Source organism: Pseudomonas sp. W17, assembly GCF_040268305.1.
Taxonomy (GTDB): Bacteria; Pseudomonadota; Gammaproteobacteria; order Pseudomonadales; family Pseudomonadaceae; genus Aquipseudomonas; species Aquipseudomonas protegens.
The window spans coordinates 1,925,772-1,944,130 of sequence record NZ_CP158490.1; the positions used below are offsets into that span (position 1 = coordinate 1,925,772).

The following is an 18,359-nucleotide window of genomic DNA, read 5'->3' on the forward strand; positions in this document are numbered from 1 at the left end:
GTGAACAAGTGGCTGAGATTCATCTGGACCACACGGTGCTCAATGCTTTGCAAGAGGTCATGGAGGATGAATATCCCGTCCTGCTGGATACCTTCGTCTGCGATTCCGAGGAGCGTGTGCGGCTGCTGCATAAGTCCGAGGATACGATTTTGTTGGTAGCCACCGCCCACAGCCTCAAGGGCAGCAGCAGCAACATGGGCGCCACCCGCCTGGCCGAACTCTGTCATCAGCTGGAACTGCGGGCCGGGCAGTCGGCCGCAGATGGCATTCGACAATTGGTGGGGGAGATCGACGGCGAGTTCGCGATCGTTCGGCGCTTGTGCGAGCAGGAGCTGCAGCGCTTTCATTGTTGAGAAACAGCTTTTTATCTGCGGATTGATAAAGCTGGCCCGGCCTTTGCAGTCAAGTCTTCCAACTGTACCTATGATCCCCGTGCAGCGGAGACTGTCCCATGGCTGTTACCCCTAATTCGCTTCTTCAGGCCACTGCCCAGGCCAGCGCTAAGTCCAAGACTCAAGCGGCACCTGTCAGCCCCCTGGCGAGCATTGCCGAGCCTGGGGACAAGGCTTCCAGCTTCGCGCAGCTCTACGCCAAGGAATCCCAGAACCAGCCGCAGGCCAAGCCTCCAAGCTTTGCCGACAACTCGCCCAAGCCGGTGCGCGACAAGGGAGCTGACAGTAGCCCGAAGAAGGATGTCAGCAAGGACTCTTCTGCCGTGCCGCAGCCAGCCGTTGCCGATAGCGGCAAATCCTTGCCTGCCGACAAGCCGGCCAGCAGCGACAGCAGCGACAGCAAAACAGCGCCCACTGATGCTGCCAAGCCGGCTGATACCGCACAAACCGACACCCCGCCCCCCAGCGATCCGATGCTGGATCCAAGCCTGGTACAGGTCGCGCCGCCACAGCCTGTGGTGCCGGCTGAACCGGCCCCGGCGACACCTGCGCCGCCTCAGGTCGAGGCGGCTCCCGTCGCCCCTGCGCCGGCCCTCGTTGCCGCAGTGGTGGCGCCACCCGTCGAACCGGCCAAGCCTGAATTCGACCCCGAGGCTGATCCTCTGGATGCCTTGCCTGCGGTGCGCCTGGCCATGGAGCAGGGCGGCCATGTGTCGGCGTCCAGCCAGAGCCAGCCGAAGGCCGCGCCAGGCAATGCCGGCAATGAAGGGCAGCTGGCCTCGGTGCAGAACTTCGCCAATGGCATGGCCGGCATGCTCGAGCAGCAGGCGGGCAAGAGCGGCACCGAGCAGGGCGGCGAAAAGGCCTTTAGCGGGTTGATCGCCGATGGCTTGAAGGACCTCAAGGGGGCTTCCAGTGATACCCGGGTGGATGATTTCGCCAATCGCCTGGCGGCCTTGACCCAGGCCGCGACGCCCAAGACGGCCAACGCGGTGCCGGTCAACCAGCCGCTGGCCATGCACCAGAATGGCTGGACCGAAGAGGTGGTCAACCGGGTGATGTACCTGTCCAGCACCAGCCTCAAGTCGGCAGACATCCAGTTGCAGCCGGCCGAGCTGGGGCGCCTGGACATTCGCGTGCACATGATTCCGGACCAGCAGACCCAGGTCACCTTCATGAGTGCCCATGCTGGCGTTCGCGAAGCCCTGGAAGGGCAGATGCACCGCATGCGCGACATGTTCAACCAGCAGGGCCTGGGGCAGGTGGACGTCAACGTCTCCGATCAGTCCCGTGGCTGGCAGGGCCAGGAGCAGGCGCAGCAGGAGCAGAATCGCCGCAGCGGTTCCAGCACCAGCGGCGGGCGCCTGGACAATGGCGATGATGAGTCGTCCCCGGCCGTGGCAGAAGTGCAGGCTCCGGTACAGACCGTGATCGGCAGCAGCGCCGTCGACTACTACGCCTGACCTGTGGCAGGGGCCGCTACCGGCCCCTGCATTGATCCTCGCGGTGTAACTGCAACAGCTTGCACCCCAGGTTTCCCTTCGCAGCGTTGCCCTTCGCTGTTGATCCCTGCCTTTCTGACAAATCTGGCATAACACTTGCTCTTGCCTTGCCGTGCGACTGTGAACCCCCGATTAGTGACGGATTATTGGCATGGCGAAGAGCGAAGCAGCAGAAAAACCCACCGCAGGGAAAAGCAAACTCAAGCTTATCCTCTTGATTGTCCTGGCGTTGTTGCTGGCCATCGGCCTGTCGGTCGGCGCCACCTGGTACTTCATGCACAGTGCTCAGAGCAAGCCGGCCCCGGCTGCAGAGACCGCCAGCAACGTCAAGCCTGCGGCGATCTATGAGCCCATGGCCCCAGCCTTTGTTGCCAACTTCACGCAGAACGGCCGGCAGCGCTACATGCAGGTGAGCATTACCCTGCTGGCGCGCAATCAGGCCGACCTGGATGCGCTGAAAGTGCACATGCCAGTGATCCGCAACAACCTGGTCATGCTCTTCTCCGGGCAGAGTTTCGACACCCTGGCCACTCCGGTCGGCCAGGAAATGCTCCGCCAGAAGGCCACCGCCAGCGTTCAGGAAGTGGCGCAGAAAGAGGTGGGCAAAGTGGTGGTCGAGCAGTTGCTCTTTACTAACTTCGTACTGCAGTAGGAACACGACATGGCCGTGCAGGACCTGCTGTCCCAGGATGAGATCGATGCGCTGTTGCATGGCGTCGACGACGGTCTGGTACAGACCGAACACGCTGCCGAGCCCGGCAGTGTCAAAAGCTACGACCTGACCAGCCAGGATCGCATCGTCCGTGGACGCATGCCGACCCTGGAAATGATCAACGAGCGTTTCGCTCGCTATACCCGTATCAGCATGTTCAACATGCTGCGCCGTTCGGCTGACGTGGCAGTGGGTGGCGTGCAGGTAATGAAGTTCGGCGAGTATGTGCACTCGCTGTACGTACCCACCAGTCTGAACCTGGTGAAGATCAAGCCGCTGCGCGGCACCGCGCTGTTCATTCTTGACGCCAAGCTGGTATTCAAACTGGTGGACAACTTCTTCGGCGGCGATGGCCGCCACGCAAAGATCGAAGGGCGTGAATTCACCCCGACCGAACTGCGGGTGGTGCGCATGGTGCTGGAGCAGGCCTTCGTCGATCTCAAGGAAGCGTGGCAGGCGATCATGCCGGTCAACTTCGAGTACATAAACTCGGAAGTGAACCCGGCCATGGCCAACATCGTCGGTCCCAGCGAAGCCATCGTGGTGTCGACCTTCCACATCGAGCTCGATGGCGGTGGCGGCGACCTGCACGTGACCATGCCGTATTCGATGATCGAGCCGATCCGCGAAATGCTCGACGCCGGCTTCCAGTCCGACCTGGACGATCAGGACGAACGCTGGAGCAAGGCTCTGCGCGAGGACGTGCTGGATGTGGCCGTGCCGCTGAGTGCCACTGTCGCCCGTCGTCAGTTGCGCCTGCGGGACATCCTGCACATGCAGCCTGGCGATGTAATCCCGGTGGAGCTGCCCGAAGACATGATCATGCGCGCCAATGGCGTGCCGTCGTTCAAGGTCAAGCTGGGTTCCCACAAGGGCAACCTGGCGCTGCAAGTGATCGAGCCGATCGAGCGCCGTTGAGCGGCGCTCCAACCTGTTTGCTGTTCAATGAATTTTTGCCCGTCGAGGACCCATGATGGCTGACGAAATTAACTCCCAGGACGACCAGGCGCTGGCCGACGAGTGGGCTGCTGCGCTGGAAGAAACCGGTGATGCCGGTCAGGCGGATATCGATGCCCTGCTGGCGGCGGACGCCGGCGCTGCGTCAAGTTCCGGGCGCTTGCAGATGGAAGAGTTCGGCAGCGTGCCGAAGAACCATGAGCCGGTCACCCTGGACGGCCCTAACCTGGACGTGATTCTGGATATCCCGGTATCGATCTCCATGGAAGTGGGCAGCACCGATATCAACATTCGCAACCTGCTGCAGCTCAACCAGGGCTCGGTGATCGAGCTCGATCGCCTGGCCGGCGAGCCGCTGGACGTGCTGGTCAACGGCACCCTGATCGCCCATGGCGAGGTGGTTGTGGTCAACGAAAAGTTCGGCATTCGCCTGACTGACGTGATCAGCCCCAGCGAACGCATCAAGAAGCTGCGCTAAGTGAACAAGCTGCTTGGCATTGCATTCGCGCTGCCCCTGAGCGCCCTGGCCGCGGAGCCGGCGGCCACCGCCGCGGTGGCTGCGGCTGCGCCCGTGACCGGCAGTGTCAGCGGCCAGTTGACCCAGCTGGTACTGGGCCTGCTGCTGGTGATCGGCGTGATCTTCTTCCTGGCCTGGCTGTTGCGCCGGGTGCAGCAGGCCGGTCCTGCCGGCAAGGGGCAGGTGATCGAACTGATCGGCTCCCGGGCTCTGGGCCCGCGCGATCGCCTGGTGCTGGTGCAGGTTGGCAACGAGCAGATCCTGCTGGGCCTGACCCCGGGCACCATCACCCCGTTGCATGTACTCAAGGAGCCGGTGCAGGTGCCCAGTGCCGAGCAGGCGACGCCCGAGTTCGCCCAGCGCCTGATGGAGCTGTTGGGCAAGGATCAGAAGGATAAGAAGTAATGCCGTTGCGCATCATCTTGACGTTGGCACTGATGCTGGTGGCGCCGCTGGCGTTGGCGGCGGACCCGTTGTCGATCCCGGCGATCACCCTTGGCACCAATGCCAGCGGCCAGCAGGAGTATTCGGTCAGCCTGCAGATCCTGCTGATCATGACGGCGCTGAGCTTCATTCCAGCGTTCGTCATGCTGATGACCAGCTTCACCCGGATCATCATCGTCTTCTCGATCCTGCGTCAGGCCCTGGGCCTGCAGCAGACCCCGTCGAACCAGATCCTCACCGGCATGGCGCTGTTTCTTACCATGTTCATCATGGCGCCGGTGTTCGACCGGGTGAACCAAGACGCCTTGCAGCCTTATCTGGCGGAAAAACTCACCGCCCAGGACGCCGTGGCCAAGGCTCAGGTGCCGATCAAGGACTTCATGCTGGCGCAGACCCGCAGCAGCGACCTGGAGCTGTTCATGCGCCTGTCCAAGCGCACCGACATCGCCAGCCCTGACCAGGCGCCGCTGACCATCCTGGTCCCGGCCTTCGTCACCTCCGAGCTCAAGACTGCGTTCCAGATCGGCTTCATGATCTTCATTCCGTTCCTGATCATCGACCTGGTGGTGGCCAGTGTGCTGATGGCCATGGGCATGATGATGCTCTCGCCCCTGATCATTTCCCTGCCGTTCAAGATCATGCTGTTCGTCCTCGTGGACGGTTGGGCGTTGATCATCGGCACCCTGGCGGGCAGTTTCGGTGGTGTTTAAAACCTTGTTTGCGGGTGATCGACAATGACTCCGGAAGTCGCGGTAGACCTGTTTCGCGAAGCGCTCTGGCTGACCACCATGATGGTGGCGGTGCTGGTGGTGCCCAGCTTGTTGGTGGGCCTGATGGTGGCCATGTTCCAGGCCGCCACCCAGATCAACGAACAGACCCTGAGCTTCCTGCCGCGCCTGCTGGTGATGCTGGTGACCCTGATTGTCGCCGGGCCCTGGCTGGTGCAAACCTTCATGGAATACATCCGTCAGTTGTACGGCAGTATTCCGCAGTTGATCGGCTGAGCCCATGTCCCTGCTGGCGTTGACCGACACCCAGATCAGTACCTGGGTGGCGAGCTTCATGTTGCCGCTGTTCCGGGTCACCTCGCTGCTGATGGTGATGCCGGTCTTCGGGACCACCCTGGTACCGCGGCGGGTACGCTTGTACTTTGCCCTGGCGATCACCGTGGTGATAGCGCCGGGGCTGCCGCCCATGCCCGAAGTGCATGCCCTGGATCTCAGTGGCCTGTTGCTGGTCGCCGAACAGATCCTGATCGGCGCGGTACTGGGGTTTTCCCTGCAACTGTTCTTCCAGGCTTTCGTGGTTGCCGGACAGATCGTGGCGATCCAGATGGGCATGGGGTTCGCTTCCATGGTCGACCCCACCAACGGTGTGTCGGTGGCGGTGATCGGGCAGTTCTTTACTATGCTGGTGACCCTGTTGTTCCTGGCCATGAACGGCCATCTGGTGGTGTTCGAGGTGCTTACCGAGAGCTTTACCACCCTGCCGGTGGGTGGCGGCCTGATGGTCAACCATTACTGGGAGCTGGCGGGCAAGCTCGGTTGGGTGCTGGGAGCGGCGCTGCTGCTGGTATTGCCGGCGATCACCGCGCTGCTGGTGGTGAACATCGCCTTTGGCGTCATGACTCGCGCGGCGCCGCAATTGAACATCTTCTCCATCGGCTTTCCCCTGACCCTGGTGCTCGGCATGGGCATTGTCTGGATCAGCCTGGCCGACATTCTCAACCAGTATCAACCGCTGGCCTCCGAGGCCTTGCAGTTCTTACGCGAACTGGCAAAGGCGCGCTGAGCCATGGCAGAAAGCGAGAGCGGTCAGGACAAGACAGAAGAGCCCACGGAGAAACGCAAAAAGGACTCCCGGGAAAAGGGCGAGATTGCCCGCTCCAAGGAGCTCAATACCCTGGCCATCATGCTGGCGGGGGCGGGCGGTCTGCTGGTCTATGGTGGTGGCCTGGCCCTGGACCTGCTGGAAATCATGCGCCTGAATTTCTCCCTGCCCCGTGAAGTGCTGCTCAGCCCCGGGGCCATGGGCCTGTACCTGCTGCATTCGGGCAAGATCGCCATCCTGGCGGTGCAGCCGGTACTGCTGACCCTGCTGCTGGCGGCGGTCATCGGCCCCATTTCCCTGGGCGGCTGGTTGTTCGCCGGCAAGAGCCTGGCGCCCAAGTTCAGCCGGATGAACCCGGCCAACGGCCTCAAGCGGATGTTTTCCCCCACGGCGTTGATCGAGCTGCTCAAGGCCCTGGCCAAGTTTGCCCTGGTGCTGTTCGTGGCGCTCTCGGTGCTCTCGGCAGATATCGACGACCTCTTGCGTATCGCCCATGAGCCCCTGGAGAAGGCGATCATCCACAGCATCCAGGTGGTGGGCTGGAGCACCTTGTGGATGGCCTGCGGGCTGATCCTGATTGCTGCAGTGGATGTGCCGGTGCAGCTGTACCAGGCCCACAAGAAGTTGCTGATGACCAAGCAGGAGGTGCGCGACGAGCACAAGGACCAGGAGGGGCGGCCTGAGGTCAAGCAGCGGATTCGCCAGTTGCAGCGCGAGATGTCCCAGCGGCGGATGATGGCGGCGATCCCGGAGGCCGATGTGGTCATCACCAACCCGACCCACTACGCCGTGGCGCTCAAATACGATGCCGAGAAGGGCGGGGCGCCGGTGCTGCTGGCCAAGGGCAGCGACTTCCTGGCCTTGCAGATTCGCGAGATCGCCGTGGCCCACGAGGTCATGCTGCTGGAGTCGCCGGCCCTGGCGCGTTCGATCTTCTATTCCACCGAGCTTGAGGAAGAGATTCCTGCCGGGCTTTACCTGGCGGTGGCCCAGGTACTGGCCTACGTCTATCAGATCCGCCAGCACCGCGCGGGCAAGGGCAAGCGCCCGGATCCGCTCAAGGATCTGCCGATTCCGCCGGATCTGCAGCGCGACTCCTGAGGCGAGCGCCGCCAGATTGTTGGCTGGATTATTGCTTGTGGGTAGCCAGTGTATGGAAATGGTTACTTTTTTGACTAGGCAGAATCAATCTGAAAAAAGCGGGTGGATTGACTTTGTTCTTTGGGATGTTCGAACTGCTCAGAACTGATAAGTCATGGAAAAAATAATTACAGTTACCAGTCCGCTACTGCCGCCGTTAGAGGAATTTGTTCCTTATCTGGAGCAGATCTGGAAAAACAAGCGCCTGACCAATTGCGGTCCCTTCCATCAAGAACTTGAGCAAGCACTGGCTCGTTACTTGGGGGTCGGGCATTTGTCGTTGTTTGCCAATGGAACATTGGCCCTGATTACCGCTTTACAAGCACTGCATGTGAAGGGTGAAGTGATTACCACGCCTTATTCTTTTGTCGCTACGGCCCATGCCTTGGTGTGGAATCGCTTGACCCCGGTGTTTGTCGATATCGATCCACAGACCTTCAACATCGACCCTAAAAAGATAGAACAGGCCATTACGCCACAGACGACCGCCATCATGCCGGTGCACTGCTATGGCAATCCCTGTGATGTAGAGGCGATTCAGGCCATCGCCGATAAACATGGGTTGAAAGTAATTTTTGACGGTGCCCACGCGTTTGGCGTGGAGGATGCCGGTGGCAGTGTACTGCGCCATGGCGACCTCAGTGTCCTGAGTCTGCATGCAACCAAGGTTTTCAATACCTTCGAGGGCGGTGCGATCATCAGCCCGGATGCACAGACAAAGTTGCATATCGATCAATTGAGGAATTTTGGTTTTGTGGATGAGGTCACGGTGGTGACCTGTGGCATCAACGGCAAGATGAGTGAAGTAAATGCTGCGTTCGGGCTCTTGCAGCTGCAGCATATCGACGCGGCCCTGGAACAGCGTAGAGCTATCGATTGTTTCTATCGCTCTGAATTGCGAACCATCAAAGGTATTAACCTGGACCCGGTACCGGCTGCTCTTGTCTCGAACTATGCCTACTTTCCGATTGCCATTGAGCCCGAATATGCGCTGAGCCGCGATCAACTCTATGGGTTGTTGCAGGAGCACAATATATTCGCGCGCCGTTATTTCTATCCCCTGATTACCCAGATGTCGGTGTATGAAGGTATGGAGGGACTCCATCGCCATGCTTTGCCAGTGGCCGAAGCATTGGCTGAAAAGGTTATCTGTCTGCCCATTTATCCAGGGTTGGAGCCAGAGGACCTGCAACGGATCGTTGCTGTCATTCGCTCAGGAAACTCGGCGAATATATAACGTACTGGAGAGGGACTTTCGCCAAGAAGGCGAGTGTTTTGCGGAATTTTAAACCGCAGATTCTGATTATTAAGAGGCTGTTATGAGCAAAGAAGCATTTATCGAAAACTTTCTGTCTGCCACTGATTTTCAGGAGCCAGTTGAAGTCACCATGGAGACGGAGTTGCGCAATTTGCCCGAGTGGGATTCGCTCGCCGCACTCGGCGTAATTGTCATGTTCGATATGGAATACAAGAAAGTGATTACCGGTGATGACCTTGAAAAGGCTGTTACGGTTGGTGATCTTTACAACTTGGTAGGATAAGTCTCATGCCACTCGTTACGTTGAATTCCGTACGCTTTGCCGGTATGGCAACTTGCGTTCCTAAACGAGTTGTTTCCAATCTGACTGATTGCAAGCCGCAGATTCGTCCAGAACGCGAAAGGCTGGTACGCAATATCGGTATCGAGCTGCGAAGGCTGACGCAAGAGTGGCAGTGTTTTTCCGACCTGGCCTTCGATGCAGCCTCCAAGCTGATTGAAAGCCTGGAGTGGAAACTCGAGGAAATCGACGCGCTGATCGTGGTTACCCAGTCCCCGGACTACCTGGCGCCTGCCACTGCGATTATTCTTCAGGATCGTCTGGGGTTGCCCCATACCACCCTGGCGTTCGACGTCAACCTCGGGTGTTCCGGCTATCCGTTCGGCCTGCATCTGCTGGGTTCGCTGATCAGTGCCGGAGGTATCAAAAAGGGCTTGGTATTGGTTGGGGACAGTGGTGCCCAGCTCAATGATCCGATCTTTTCGGATGCCGGTACCGCCACGGCGATGGAGTTCTGCGCGGATGCCCCGCCCATGTACTTCGATCTGAACAGCGATGGCAGCGGCCACAAGGCGATCATCCTGCCGGTTGGCGGGCATCGTGAGCCGGTCGGTGTACAGCACCTGATACCGTTTCGCGAAGATGAGAACGATCACTGGCGGCGGCCTATTGACCTGCAACTTGATGGTACCGCGGTGCTGAGTTTCTCCACCCAGCGAGTGCCACCGGCGGTAGAGAAGTTGCTCGAGTACGCCAATGCTTCGAAAGACGAAGTCGACTACTTCATCTTTCACCAGGCCAACCGGATGATTAACGAAACCATTCGCAAGAAGTTGGCGCTTCCTGTTGAGAAAGTTCCTTCGACTCTGCGTGATTTTGGCAATACCAGCGGTGCTTCGCTGCCGGTCACCATGACCGCGCGAATTAACAAGCAGCTTGAGGAAGGATCTAAGCGTCTGTTGCTATCAGGGTTTGGTATCGGTTTGTCATGGGGAACCTGCCTGGTGGATATCCAGGGGGCGAAGTTTCCTGATTTGATCGAGTCCTAATAGAGCAGGGGGAGGCGTTCTTCCAATGCCCGCACATTTTCTTCGGAGGCCAGCACTGTGAATGCTGACAACAGTTTTAATCCATTCAGCCTCGAGGGCAAGCGGGTCCTGGTTACCGGTGCCAGCTCGGGGCTGGGACAGGCTATCGCGCTGAGTTTCGCGCGCATGGGGGCCGAGGTCATTGCAACGGCACGTGATCGTGAGCGTCTGACCAAGACTTTTGAAGAGTTGCAGAGCATTTCGGATCTGCCTCATCAGATGATCTTGGCTGATCTGACGACTGCAGAAGGGCGCGATGCTGTAGTTGGTGGGCTCGGTAAGGAAATCCATGGTCTGGTGCATAGTGCTGGTATTTCTCGCCTGTGTCCGACACGTATGATGAGCAGCACTCACCTACAGGAAGTGCAGTCCATCAACTTTGAAGCGCCTATGCTGCTTACCCAAGGGGTTCTGAAGCGCAATCTTGTAGCAGTTGATGGATCCATTCTATTTCTTGCATCTATCGCTGCTCACATTGGTGTTGCCGGTGTCGGTGCTTATTCCGCTAGCAAGGCCGCTTTGATCGCCGCATCGCGCTGTCTTGCTATGGAGCTAGTCAAGCGCCGGGTTCGAGTTAACTGCCTATCTCCCTCGTTGGTAGAAACTCCGATCTTGGCGGAAACTGCCAAGGTGACTTCGCTGGATCAACTACTTGAGGATTATCCTCTGGGGTTTGGTCGGCCAGATGATGTTGCTAATGCGGCGATTTTCATGATTTCCGGCGCTAGCCGTTGGATAACAGGAACAACGCTGATCATGGATGGTGGCTTGACGATTAGCTAAATTGACAGGAGTTGCAATGAAGCAGGTCATCATATTGGGGGCCGGAGGACTTGGACGCCAGGTTCTTGCCCAAGTGGAGGCGGATGTCGCCTGTGGTGTTGACTGGGTTATCGGTGGTTTTTTGGATGAGCGCGGGAGCGAAGTTGTCTCCAAGGCTTTTGACTGCCCTTGGTTAGGGACTCCCGAGTGTTTTCAGCCTGAGTCCGAGCACCTGTTTTTGGTAGCAATTGGAGATCCATCAAGCAGACAAAGGCAGGTGCAACTGCTTTTCGAAAAGGGTGCACGGTTCATCGATTTTGGTAAGCCTCAACGGTTAGGTGTGAGAACCGAATGGGGAACAACATTTTTTTCATATAACGTAAGTTGTGGTGTGGACAGCAAGATCGGTAATCACTGTTTTATTGATCAAGACAGCATGATTGGTCACGACGTAGTGATTGGCGACTATGTACATATCGCGCCCCGTTGTTTGTTGGCCGGCTACGTCAAGGTGGGCAACGGTGTAGTGATCAACTCCGGGGCCATGCTATCCCGTGGGGTAACAGTAGGCGATGGAGCGGTGATCGGCATGGGGGCAGTGGTCTTCAAGGATGTGCCTGCGGGTGCGACTGTGGTGGGCAACCCTGCTCGAGTCATTTTCACCAAGCAGAGTTGAATACTGGTCATTCATCTCGTTGCTCGGTCATTTTTGTGGATACGCTCTATGTCGCGCCATGCTTTGGATTCAAGTCATTACACATCCCCGGAAACCTTTTCTCGCGAGCGTGCCAACCTGTTTGGTTCGTTATGGACTTTTGTCGGGTTTACGTCGATGGTGCGTGAGCGCAATCAGTTTTTCACCCGCAAGGTCGCGGGTGTTCCGATCCTTGTTCAGAGAACCGAGGCTGGTATTCGGGCTTTTATCAATGAGTGCCCGCATCGGCTATCGCCTATCCAGACTGAAAGTGTCGGCAAGCGACCGATGGTTTGCCCCTACCATGCTTGGTCGTTTGGGGCCGAGGGTGAGTTGCGAGGTATACCCAACCATGGTCTTTACCAGTTCAGTGCCGCTGAGCGAGAAAAGATTTGCCTGAAAAAACTTCACTTGGAGGAAGTCGGCCAGTTGTTGTTTGTCAGTTTTTCAGAAAATCCAATTGCACTGAACAAGCAATTTACGGATGAGTTTATCCAGCAATTGAAAGATGTATCTGCTCATCTGGATTCTCAGATTATTTATAGCTGCCATCAGGTCCGGTATAACTGGAAGTTAAATATGGAGAATGTTAAGGATTATAATCATGTCCCTTTTATTCACCCTCAAACTTTCATGCCGGTCATGAGTCAAATGGTCAAGGAAATTCCTGTGGTCGGCGAAGATGGAAGTTCTGAAGTGGTTAGATTGGTTTTAGCTGCTGAGCCTCCTGAACTTGATTCGCTGAGTTACAGTAACAAGTCCATAATCAAGCCCTACGAGAATTGGTTTGCCCCCTTGTGCGAAAAGTATGGCAATGAACATGCCTACTACAACTGGTTCATTTATCCCAATGTCAACTTTTGTAGTGTCAAGGGTGATCACTTTCTGCTTCAGCAGTACGATCCCGTATCCCCTGGGGTTACCGACTATCACCTGTGGATGATGACTGCCACACGCAAGGATGTACGTACCGACTTTACTGCCTTGCTGGCGACGCTGATTCGTGGCGAGCGCAAGGTCATAGCCGAGGATACGGTTGTTCTGGAGCGTTTGCAGGACGGGTTCGGTGAGCACTCCCGGCGCTTCATGCATGGCGAGTATGAGGCGCATATCGTTCAACAGCACCTCTGGTATAGAACTCATGTATTGGGAGAGCGCCCATGACTCGCCATATCGTGCTGGGGGAGGGCTGGGCCTTTGAGCATGCCTGCCACATGGCGAATGAGTTGGGCCTGCCCCATGTGCAGCACCGCCTGCTTTCGGCTGATCGTTACAACTTTCAGCTGGATGACTTCTTCAGCCAGTATCCGGCGCAAGACTTCGAAGTGTTTGTGGCGCTGGATGAGCGTGCGGTCAACTACTCGAGACACAAGCTGATTGCCCAGGTTCGTCTGGCGGGGTATCGCCTGTTCAACCTGGTTTCGCCTCGATCCATTGTTGAAGAAACTGTCGTACTGCAAGGCAATGTCTATATCGGCGCAGGCTGCAATCTGGCCGGTGACGCCGTAGTGGGGCTGGGCTCCTGGCTTGATCGTCAGGTCACCCTGGATTACTCCGTGCAGTTAGGGGCCTGTGTGACCTTGCAGGCGGGTGTAACCCTGGGGCGCGGTGTGGAAATCGGCAGGGGCACCACGCTGTCCGCTGGCAGCTTTGCGCTGGCGGGTACGAAAGTTGGTCGCCATTGTGAGTGGCTGCTGGGGGGAAAGTTGCCGGAAGTCCTTGCTGACAAGTCCTTTTACGATGCCCTGATGCCCGACGGCGCCAGAGTCCTGAAAAACTGAACCTTGATTATTTCGCGGATTTGCCCGGGCAATTGGGTGGGCCGTTTCTGGAGTGGGTATGCCGAGTAATTATGCTGGTGTTAAAGGGCTGGAAGTGGCTGGTAACTACGAAAACCTGGTCACCATCTTTCAGCGGGCGGTCTCTGCGTATCAATATGATCCGCGCTTCTGTATTGCGCCTGAGGCCTGTCATGTCTACGACGCAAATGGGCGTGAAACAAAAGTCGTGCTGTTGGGAACGACCCAGTTCTCTCAACTCTTTATCAATGAAGCGGCCGGCAAGGTGCGGATTGTTGCCGTGGTCGACGACTTCAAGGCCGGCAAGATGGAAAGCTTTCATGGCGTTCCGGTGATCAGTTCGGATGCCTTCCTGAAGTTGGCCCGGGATACTGCGCTGATCAGTATCAATGGCTGTCGGTATGATCACTCCCGGCGTTATTTCAAAAGCCTGGCGCTGCGCAACAACATCCCCATGCTCAACTTTGAGCAGGGCTTGCGGCTGCTTTCAATCAATCCGGCGAGCGACCATCGGATTGATGACTGGGGCAGCTACATTGTTGCTCACGCCCAGGAGTTGATCGCTCTTGGGCGGCGCCTGGACGATGACTATTCCCGCTTCACCCTGTTCAGCGTTTTGCTCGGCCATTTGACGTGCGACCCCGAGTGGATACTCAACGCTGCCAAGCCCTACTTGACCCTGTATTTCCGTTCCGGCTTGTGGCTGCCTGATCAGAACGAGCGCTTCGCCGACTGTGGCGCCTCGATTGCCGAGTCCGCCAAGGCCTTTCTCGATGCGACCGACGGCCGCTTCCAGAAGATCTGGATGATCGAGCCGGATGAAGTCAATCGGGCCACCATTCAATCGTTCATCAGTGGTTATAACGGTACTCTCGCGCCTGCACAGTCAGGTGCCATCGAGTTGCTGGGTTGTGCGTTGAGCAACGAAGACGGGCAGATGCCGTTCTTGCATGAGGGCGGGCACGGCGGTCACCTGTTATCTGCCGCCACTGCCCAGGCCATCTGCCGGGATGTCGATGTGCGCCGTCTGGATTCATTGCTTGATGACAGCCCGACGCTGATCAAGATGGACATCGAAGGGGCGGAATTGCAGGCCTTGCAGGGGGCTCGTGAGCACATCAGTCGTGGGCGCCCGAAAATGGCCATTTCGGCTTATCACCGGTCTGGCGATTTGCTGGATATCACCCGTTTTGTCGAAAGTGTGCGTGGCGATTACAAGATTGGCCTGCGCCACCACACCGAAGAGCGCTGGGATACCTGCCTTTACTTCTATTGATCTGCGTTCTGGCGCGCTGCATTGGCGCGCCATTTGATTGGGCCTGTGCCACTCGAGCGAAGGTGGCGGGCTATCGGCATTAACTAGCAAGAAGGTTTATATGAGCGCAAAGCCACTGGTCAGTGTGGTCATTCCTGCTTACAAGGCAACTTACTTTGAAGCGGCGCTGGCCAGTGTCTGTGCGCAGAGCTACGAGCATCTGGAGGTGGTGGTATGCGATGACTCGCGTACCGGAACCATCCGTGAGTGCACGGCTCGTTACCAGGAGTCCTGCTCTTTTCCGATTCGCTATGAGTTCAATGAGTCTCTGCGCGGCGAGCTCTTCAATGCCATTGAGTGCATAAAAGTCGCCAGTGGAAAGTACATCAAGTTCCTCCATGACGACGATGTATTGCACCCTGAATGTGTCGCGCAACTGGTGGCTGCGATGGAGTCAGATCCTTCTGTGGCCATGGCGTCTTCGCGTCGCCGCCTGATCGATTCCGACGGGGTCCCGCAGCCGGATGCCCTGGCCACATCCCTGCCTTTCGCTACCGATGTGGTTATCGATGGCAAGGAGCTGACCAGCCTGCTGGCCGACCATAGCCTCAACTTCATCGGCGAGCCGAGTTGTGTGCTTTGTCGCCGAGAGGATCTGCTGGCGCTGGGGGAAGGCCTGATGTCGCTCAATGGTTGCCTGATCTATTGGGTGGGCGACCTGGCGATGTATGTGAAGCTGCTGCAAAAGGGCAACCTGGCGTTGCTGAAGCAGCCGCTGACCGATTTCCGAGTGTCCCTGCAGCAGGGCAGTCAGCAGGGGCGCGACAAGCCGGGTATCGGTAACCAGGGGCACGCTGATTTCAAACGGACATTGCGCGAACTGGGCTGGCATCGCGGGGGGCTGGATAACCATCTGGTTTCGGTGCGTTCCCTGTATGGCGGCGACAGGTTCGAGCCGGTGGATATCCTGGCTGCTCTGCGCCAGAGTTACGCCAAGGGCGTGGCCGACCGGCAGATCAACAGTTGGATCGAGCAACGGGTGCCAAGCCCGATCCAGTTGCATTTGATGGAGGGCTATCTGCAGTCCGGCGGCGGTGCTCCTTCAATCGGCATCATCGTCCTTGATCTGGCCGCGGATGCCCAGGCGCTGGCGCGCACCCTGCATAGCCTGGCGGCGCAGCCGCAGGGGCTTGTGCAACTGAAAGTGACGGTACTGGGGCATGAGGCGCCTGGCTTGGTTGCCGGCGGCGCCGAGCTGCACTTCACACCGGTTCAGGCGAACTACGCAGAACAGGTCAATCGTTTGCTGCAAGAAGATGCATGCGAATGGTGTGTGCTGGTCCGCGCCGGTGATGAGTTCACGCCAAGCGGTCTGTTGGTTGCCAGCCTGGAGTTGCTGCCGGATCCCGACTGCCGTGCAGTGTTCTGTGATGGCGTGCTGCGAGAAGCCAATGGCGACACGGGGGTCATGCTGCGCCCGGACTTCAACCTGGATTACCTGCTGAGTTTGCCGGGGGTGCTGGGGCGTCACTGGATCTTCAGGCGTCGGGTGCTGATCGAGGCGGGTGGTTTTGATGGTGCCTACGCGCGGGCCCTGGAGTTCGAGCTGATCCTGCGCCTGATCAATCAAGGTGGCATTGACGGTTTCGGGCATATCCCGGAATTGCTGCTGAGTTGTCCGCCCGTGGCCCTGGATGAAAATGAAGATGAGCGCCGTGCGCTGGTCGAGCACCTGTCGCAGCGTGGCTATGCCAGCGCGCAGGTCGACAGCTCGCTTGCGGGACACTATCTGATCGACTACGGGCACCAGGCCCGCCCCCTGGTATCGATCGTGGTGGTGGTGAGTGACGACCTTGCGGCGGCGCAGCGCTGTATTTTCAGTGTCCTGGAGCACACCCGTTACCCTTTCTACGAGTTGCTGATCGTCGATAACGCCTGTCAGGCCGCAGAGGCAAGGCAGTGGTTGCAGGCTGTCGCGGAGCTGTCGGCTGAGCGTATCCGGGTAGTCAGCCTGCCTTATGCCGTGGATCGTTCCACCGCCAACAACCTGGGGGCGCAGCAGGCTTCTGGTGAATATCTGGTATTCCTGCGTGCGCTGACGGCGATCTTCGACGGTGGCTGGATTGATGCGCTGTTGAATCACGCGCTGCGCCAGGAGGTGGCGGTAGTGGGGGCCAAAGCGCTCTCCAGTGATGGCGAAGTGAGCCATGGCGGATTGATCCTGGGGCTGGCGGCCGGCGGGGCGGCAGCATTTGCCGGGCAGCAGGCCGACGCTGCCGGGTACATGAATGGCTTGCAGGTGGATCGCAATTGCAGTGCGGTCGCCGACATCTGCCTGATGGTACGTAAAGCCCTGTTTGATGGGGTGGGTGGCTGGGATGCCGAGCTGTTCCCTGAGGCGGGAGCGGATATTGACCTGTGCCTGCGCCTGGCGGGCCATGGTTATCTGACCGTGTGGACGCCGCGTGCGCGGGTCATGCACGGTACACCGCCGGCCGCGTTTGCGCCGCGGGATGAAGATGCCTTGGCCCAGCGCTGGCTTTCGGTGCTGGCGCGGGACCCGGCCTACAACCTGAATTTTTCCCTGGGGCAGCCAAAGGGCTTCCAACTGGCCGAGCCGTCGTTAAGTTGGCGTCCGCTGATCTGGCGCCCGTTGCCAGTGGTGCTGGTGCATCCTTCGGATCGTTATGGCAGTGGTCACTATCGGGCCATTCGACCGATGGAGGAGCAGAGTTCGGCGGGCCTGATCGACGGAGTGCTGTCGATGGCGCTGTTATCGCCGGCCGAACTGGCGCGAGTGGCCCCGGATTCGATGGTTTTCCAGCGCCACATCGGCGAGGAGTCGCTCAGCGCCATGCGTCGTGCGCAAGCCTTCTCGCGCAGTTTCAAGGTCTTTGAGCTGAACGATCACCTGCCAAGCCTGGCTGTTGGGGAGGCTGCCCAGGGGATGACGCCTGGGGATATTTCCTACTATTTGCGCGAAGCCGCGGCCTGCGTCGATCGCCTGGTGGTGTCCACCGAAGCCCTGGCCGACGCTCTGCATGGCCTGCATCCGGATACCCGGGTCATCCACAGTCGCCTGGACCAGCAGGGCTGGGGGGCGTTGCCGAGCAGCCAGCGGTGTGCCGGCGACAAGCCCCGGGTAGGGTGGGCGGGCGCGGACTGGCAGCTGGCCAATCTTCAAGTGATCGGCGAGGTGGTGAAAGCCCTGGCGACGGAAGTCGACTGGGTGTTCATGGGGGCTTGTCCCGAGGAACTGCTGCCCTATGTCAAGGAAGTGCATCGTGGTGTGGAGATCAGCCTGTATCCGGCGGCACTGGCCAGGCTGAATCTGGATCTGGCAGTAGCGCCCATGCAGCAGAGCCTGCTCAACGAGTGCAAGAGCAACCTGCGGCTCCTGGAGTATGGCGCCTGTGGTTATCCGGTCATCTGCAGTGATCTGGCATGTTTCCGCGGTGATTTGCCGGTGACTCGGGTTGCCAATCACTTCCAGGACTGGAGGGCGGCCATCCGCATGCATCTGGATGATCCACAGGCCAATGCCCGGGCCGGGCATGCCCTGCGTGAAGTCGTCCGGCGCGACTGGATGCTGGACGCTAGCGCTTTGATGGCGTGGCGTGCTGCCTGGCTGCCGGATTAATCACGGCCACTCTGAGGTTTCCGGCATTTTCAGCTCAATGCCGGCGCCATATTTCCGTTCGGTAAAAGTTGGAAGGTTTCTTGCAGTAG

The 18,359-nt window shown here is 58.5% G+C and carries 19 protein-coding genes; all 19 read left to right on the plus strand.

Features of this window, described 5'->3' with window-relative positions; translation table 11 throughout:
- The first annotated feature begins 8 nt into the window (after positions 1-8).
- The 19 genes from ABCR88_RS08900 to ABCR88_RS08990 all read left to right on the plus strand — a co-directional run bounded on the left by ABCR88_RS08900 (position 9) and on the right by ABCR88_RS08990 (position 18,270).
- Positions 9-353 (plus strand): Hpt domain-containing protein, encoded by a 345-nt coding sequence (locus tag ABCR88_RS08900; protein WP_011059981.1) that lies wholly within the window; start codon positions 9-11, stop codon positions 351-353.
- A gap of 98 nt (positions 354-451) precedes the next feature.
- Complete coding sequence (locus tag ABCR88_RS08905) at positions 452-1,855, plus strand: flagellar hook-length control protein FliK (RefSeq protein WP_350404437.1); 1,404 nt, start codon at positions 452-454, stop codon at positions 1,853-1,855.
- Positions 1,856-2,045: 190 nt separating this feature from the next.
- Positions 2,046-2,546 (plus strand): flagellar basal body-associated protein FliL, encoded by a 501-nt coding sequence (gene fliL / locus ABCR88_RS08910; protein WP_011059983.1) that lies wholly within the window; start codon positions 2,046-2,048, stop codon positions 2,544-2,546.
- A 9-nt stretch (positions 2,547-2,555) separates the two neighbouring features.
- Positions 2,556-3,524 (plus strand): flagellar motor switch protein FliM, encoded by a 969-nt coding sequence (gene fliM, locus ABCR88_RS08915; protein ID WP_011059984.1) that lies wholly within the window; start codon positions 2,556-2,558, stop codon positions 3,522-3,524.
- 55 nt (positions 3,525-3,579) lie between these two features.
- Positions 3,580-4,041, plus strand: coding sequence for a flagellar motor switch protein FliN (gene fliN / locus ABCR88_RS08920; RefSeq protein ID WP_011059985.1), 462 nt, complete (start codon positions 3,580-3,582; stop codon positions 4,039-4,041).
- Positions 4,042-4,485 (plus strand): flagellar biosynthetic protein FliO, encoded by a 444-nt coding sequence (gene fliO / locus ABCR88_RS08925; protein WP_011059986.1) that lies wholly within the window; start codon positions 4,042-4,044, stop codon positions 4,483-4,485.
- Entirely contained in the window at positions 4,485-5,234 is a 750-nt protein-coding gene (gene fliP / locus ABCR88_RS08930; protein ID WP_161753681.1) for a flagellar type III secretion system pore protein FliP, read from the plus strand. The genes fliO and fliP overlap by 1 nt, the downstream gene beginning before the upstream one ends.
- A gap of 24 nt (positions 5,235-5,258) precedes the next feature.
- Positions 5,259-5,528, plus strand: a complete 270-nt coding sequence (gene fliQ, locus ABCR88_RS08935) for a flagellar biosynthesis protein FliQ (protein ID WP_011059988.1) — start codon at positions 5,259-5,261, stop codon at positions 5,526-5,528.
- 4 nt (positions 5,529-5,532) lie between these two features.
- The gene (gene fliR / locus ABCR88_RS08940; RefSeq protein ID WP_041116671.1) at positions 5,533-6,315 is read left to right on the plus strand and encodes a flagellar biosynthetic protein FliR; all 783 of its coding nucleotides are present in this window, start codon (positions 5,533-5,535) and stop codon (positions 6,313-6,315) included.
- A 3-nt stretch (positions 6,316-6,318) separates the two neighbouring features.
- Positions 6,319-7,455 (plus strand): flagellar biosynthesis protein FlhB, encoded by a 1,137-nt coding sequence (gene flhB / locus ABCR88_RS08945; protein ID WP_015634638.1) that lies wholly within the window; start codon positions 6,319-6,321, stop codon positions 7,453-7,455.
- Between the two features lie 154 nt (positions 7,456-7,609).
- Positions 7,610-8,731: a DegT/DnrJ/EryC1/StrS family aminotransferase gene (locus tag ABCR88_RS08950; RefSeq protein WP_011059991.1), complete on the plus strand. Its 1,122-nt coding sequence runs from the start codon at positions 7,610-7,612 to the stop codon at positions 8,729-8,731.
- Between the two features lie 82 nt (positions 8,732-8,813).
- Positions 8,814-9,035 carry an acyl carrier protein gene (locus ABCR88_RS08955; protein ID WP_041116675.1) on the plus strand — a complete coding sequence of 74 codons (222 nt, stop codon included), beginning with the start codon at positions 8,814-8,816 and terminating at the stop codon, positions 9,033-9,035.
- A gap of 5 nt (positions 9,036-9,040) precedes the next feature.
- Positions 9,041-10,081, plus strand: coding sequence for a ketoacyl-ACP synthase III (locus tag ABCR88_RS08960; protein ID WP_041116677.1), 1,041 nt, complete (start codon positions 9,041-9,043; stop codon positions 10,079-10,081).
- 57 nt (positions 10,082-10,138) lie between these two features.
- Complete coding sequence (locus ABCR88_RS08965) at positions 10,139-10,903, plus strand: SDR family oxidoreductase (protein WP_041116679.1); 765 nt, start codon at positions 10,139-10,141, stop codon at positions 10,901-10,903.
- 16 nt (positions 10,904-10,919) lie between these two features.
- On the plus strand, positions 10,920-11,558 hold the full coding sequence (locus ABCR88_RS08970; protein ID WP_041116681.1) for an acetyltransferase: 639 nt from the start codon (positions 10,920-10,922) through the stop codon (positions 11,556-11,558).
- A 48-nt stretch (positions 11,559-11,606) separates the two neighbouring features.
- Positions 11,607-12,740 (plus strand): aromatic ring-hydroxylating dioxygenase subunit alpha, encoded by a 1,134-nt coding sequence (locus ABCR88_RS08975; protein WP_171820691.1) that lies wholly within the window; start codon positions 11,607-11,609, stop codon positions 12,738-12,740.
- Positions 12,737-13,357, plus strand: a complete 621-nt coding sequence (locus ABCR88_RS08980) for an acetyltransferase (RefSeq protein WP_041116684.1) — start codon at positions 12,737-12,739, stop codon at positions 13,355-13,357. Before ABCR88_RS08975 ends, ABCR88_RS08980 begins: the two co-directional genes overlap by 4 nt.
- A gap of 58 nt (positions 13,358-13,415) precedes the next feature.
- Positions 13,416-14,651, plus strand: coding sequence for an FkbM family methyltransferase (locus tag ABCR88_RS08985; protein ID WP_041116686.1), 1,236 nt, complete (start codon positions 13,416-13,418; stop codon positions 14,649-14,651).
- Between the two features lie 100 nt (positions 14,652-14,751).
- Positions 14,752-18,270, plus strand: coding sequence for a glycosyltransferase (locus tag ABCR88_RS08990; protein ID WP_325985690.1), 3,519 nt, complete (start codon positions 14,752-14,754; stop codon positions 18,268-18,270).
- Positions 18,271-18,359 lie beyond the last annotated feature (89 nt).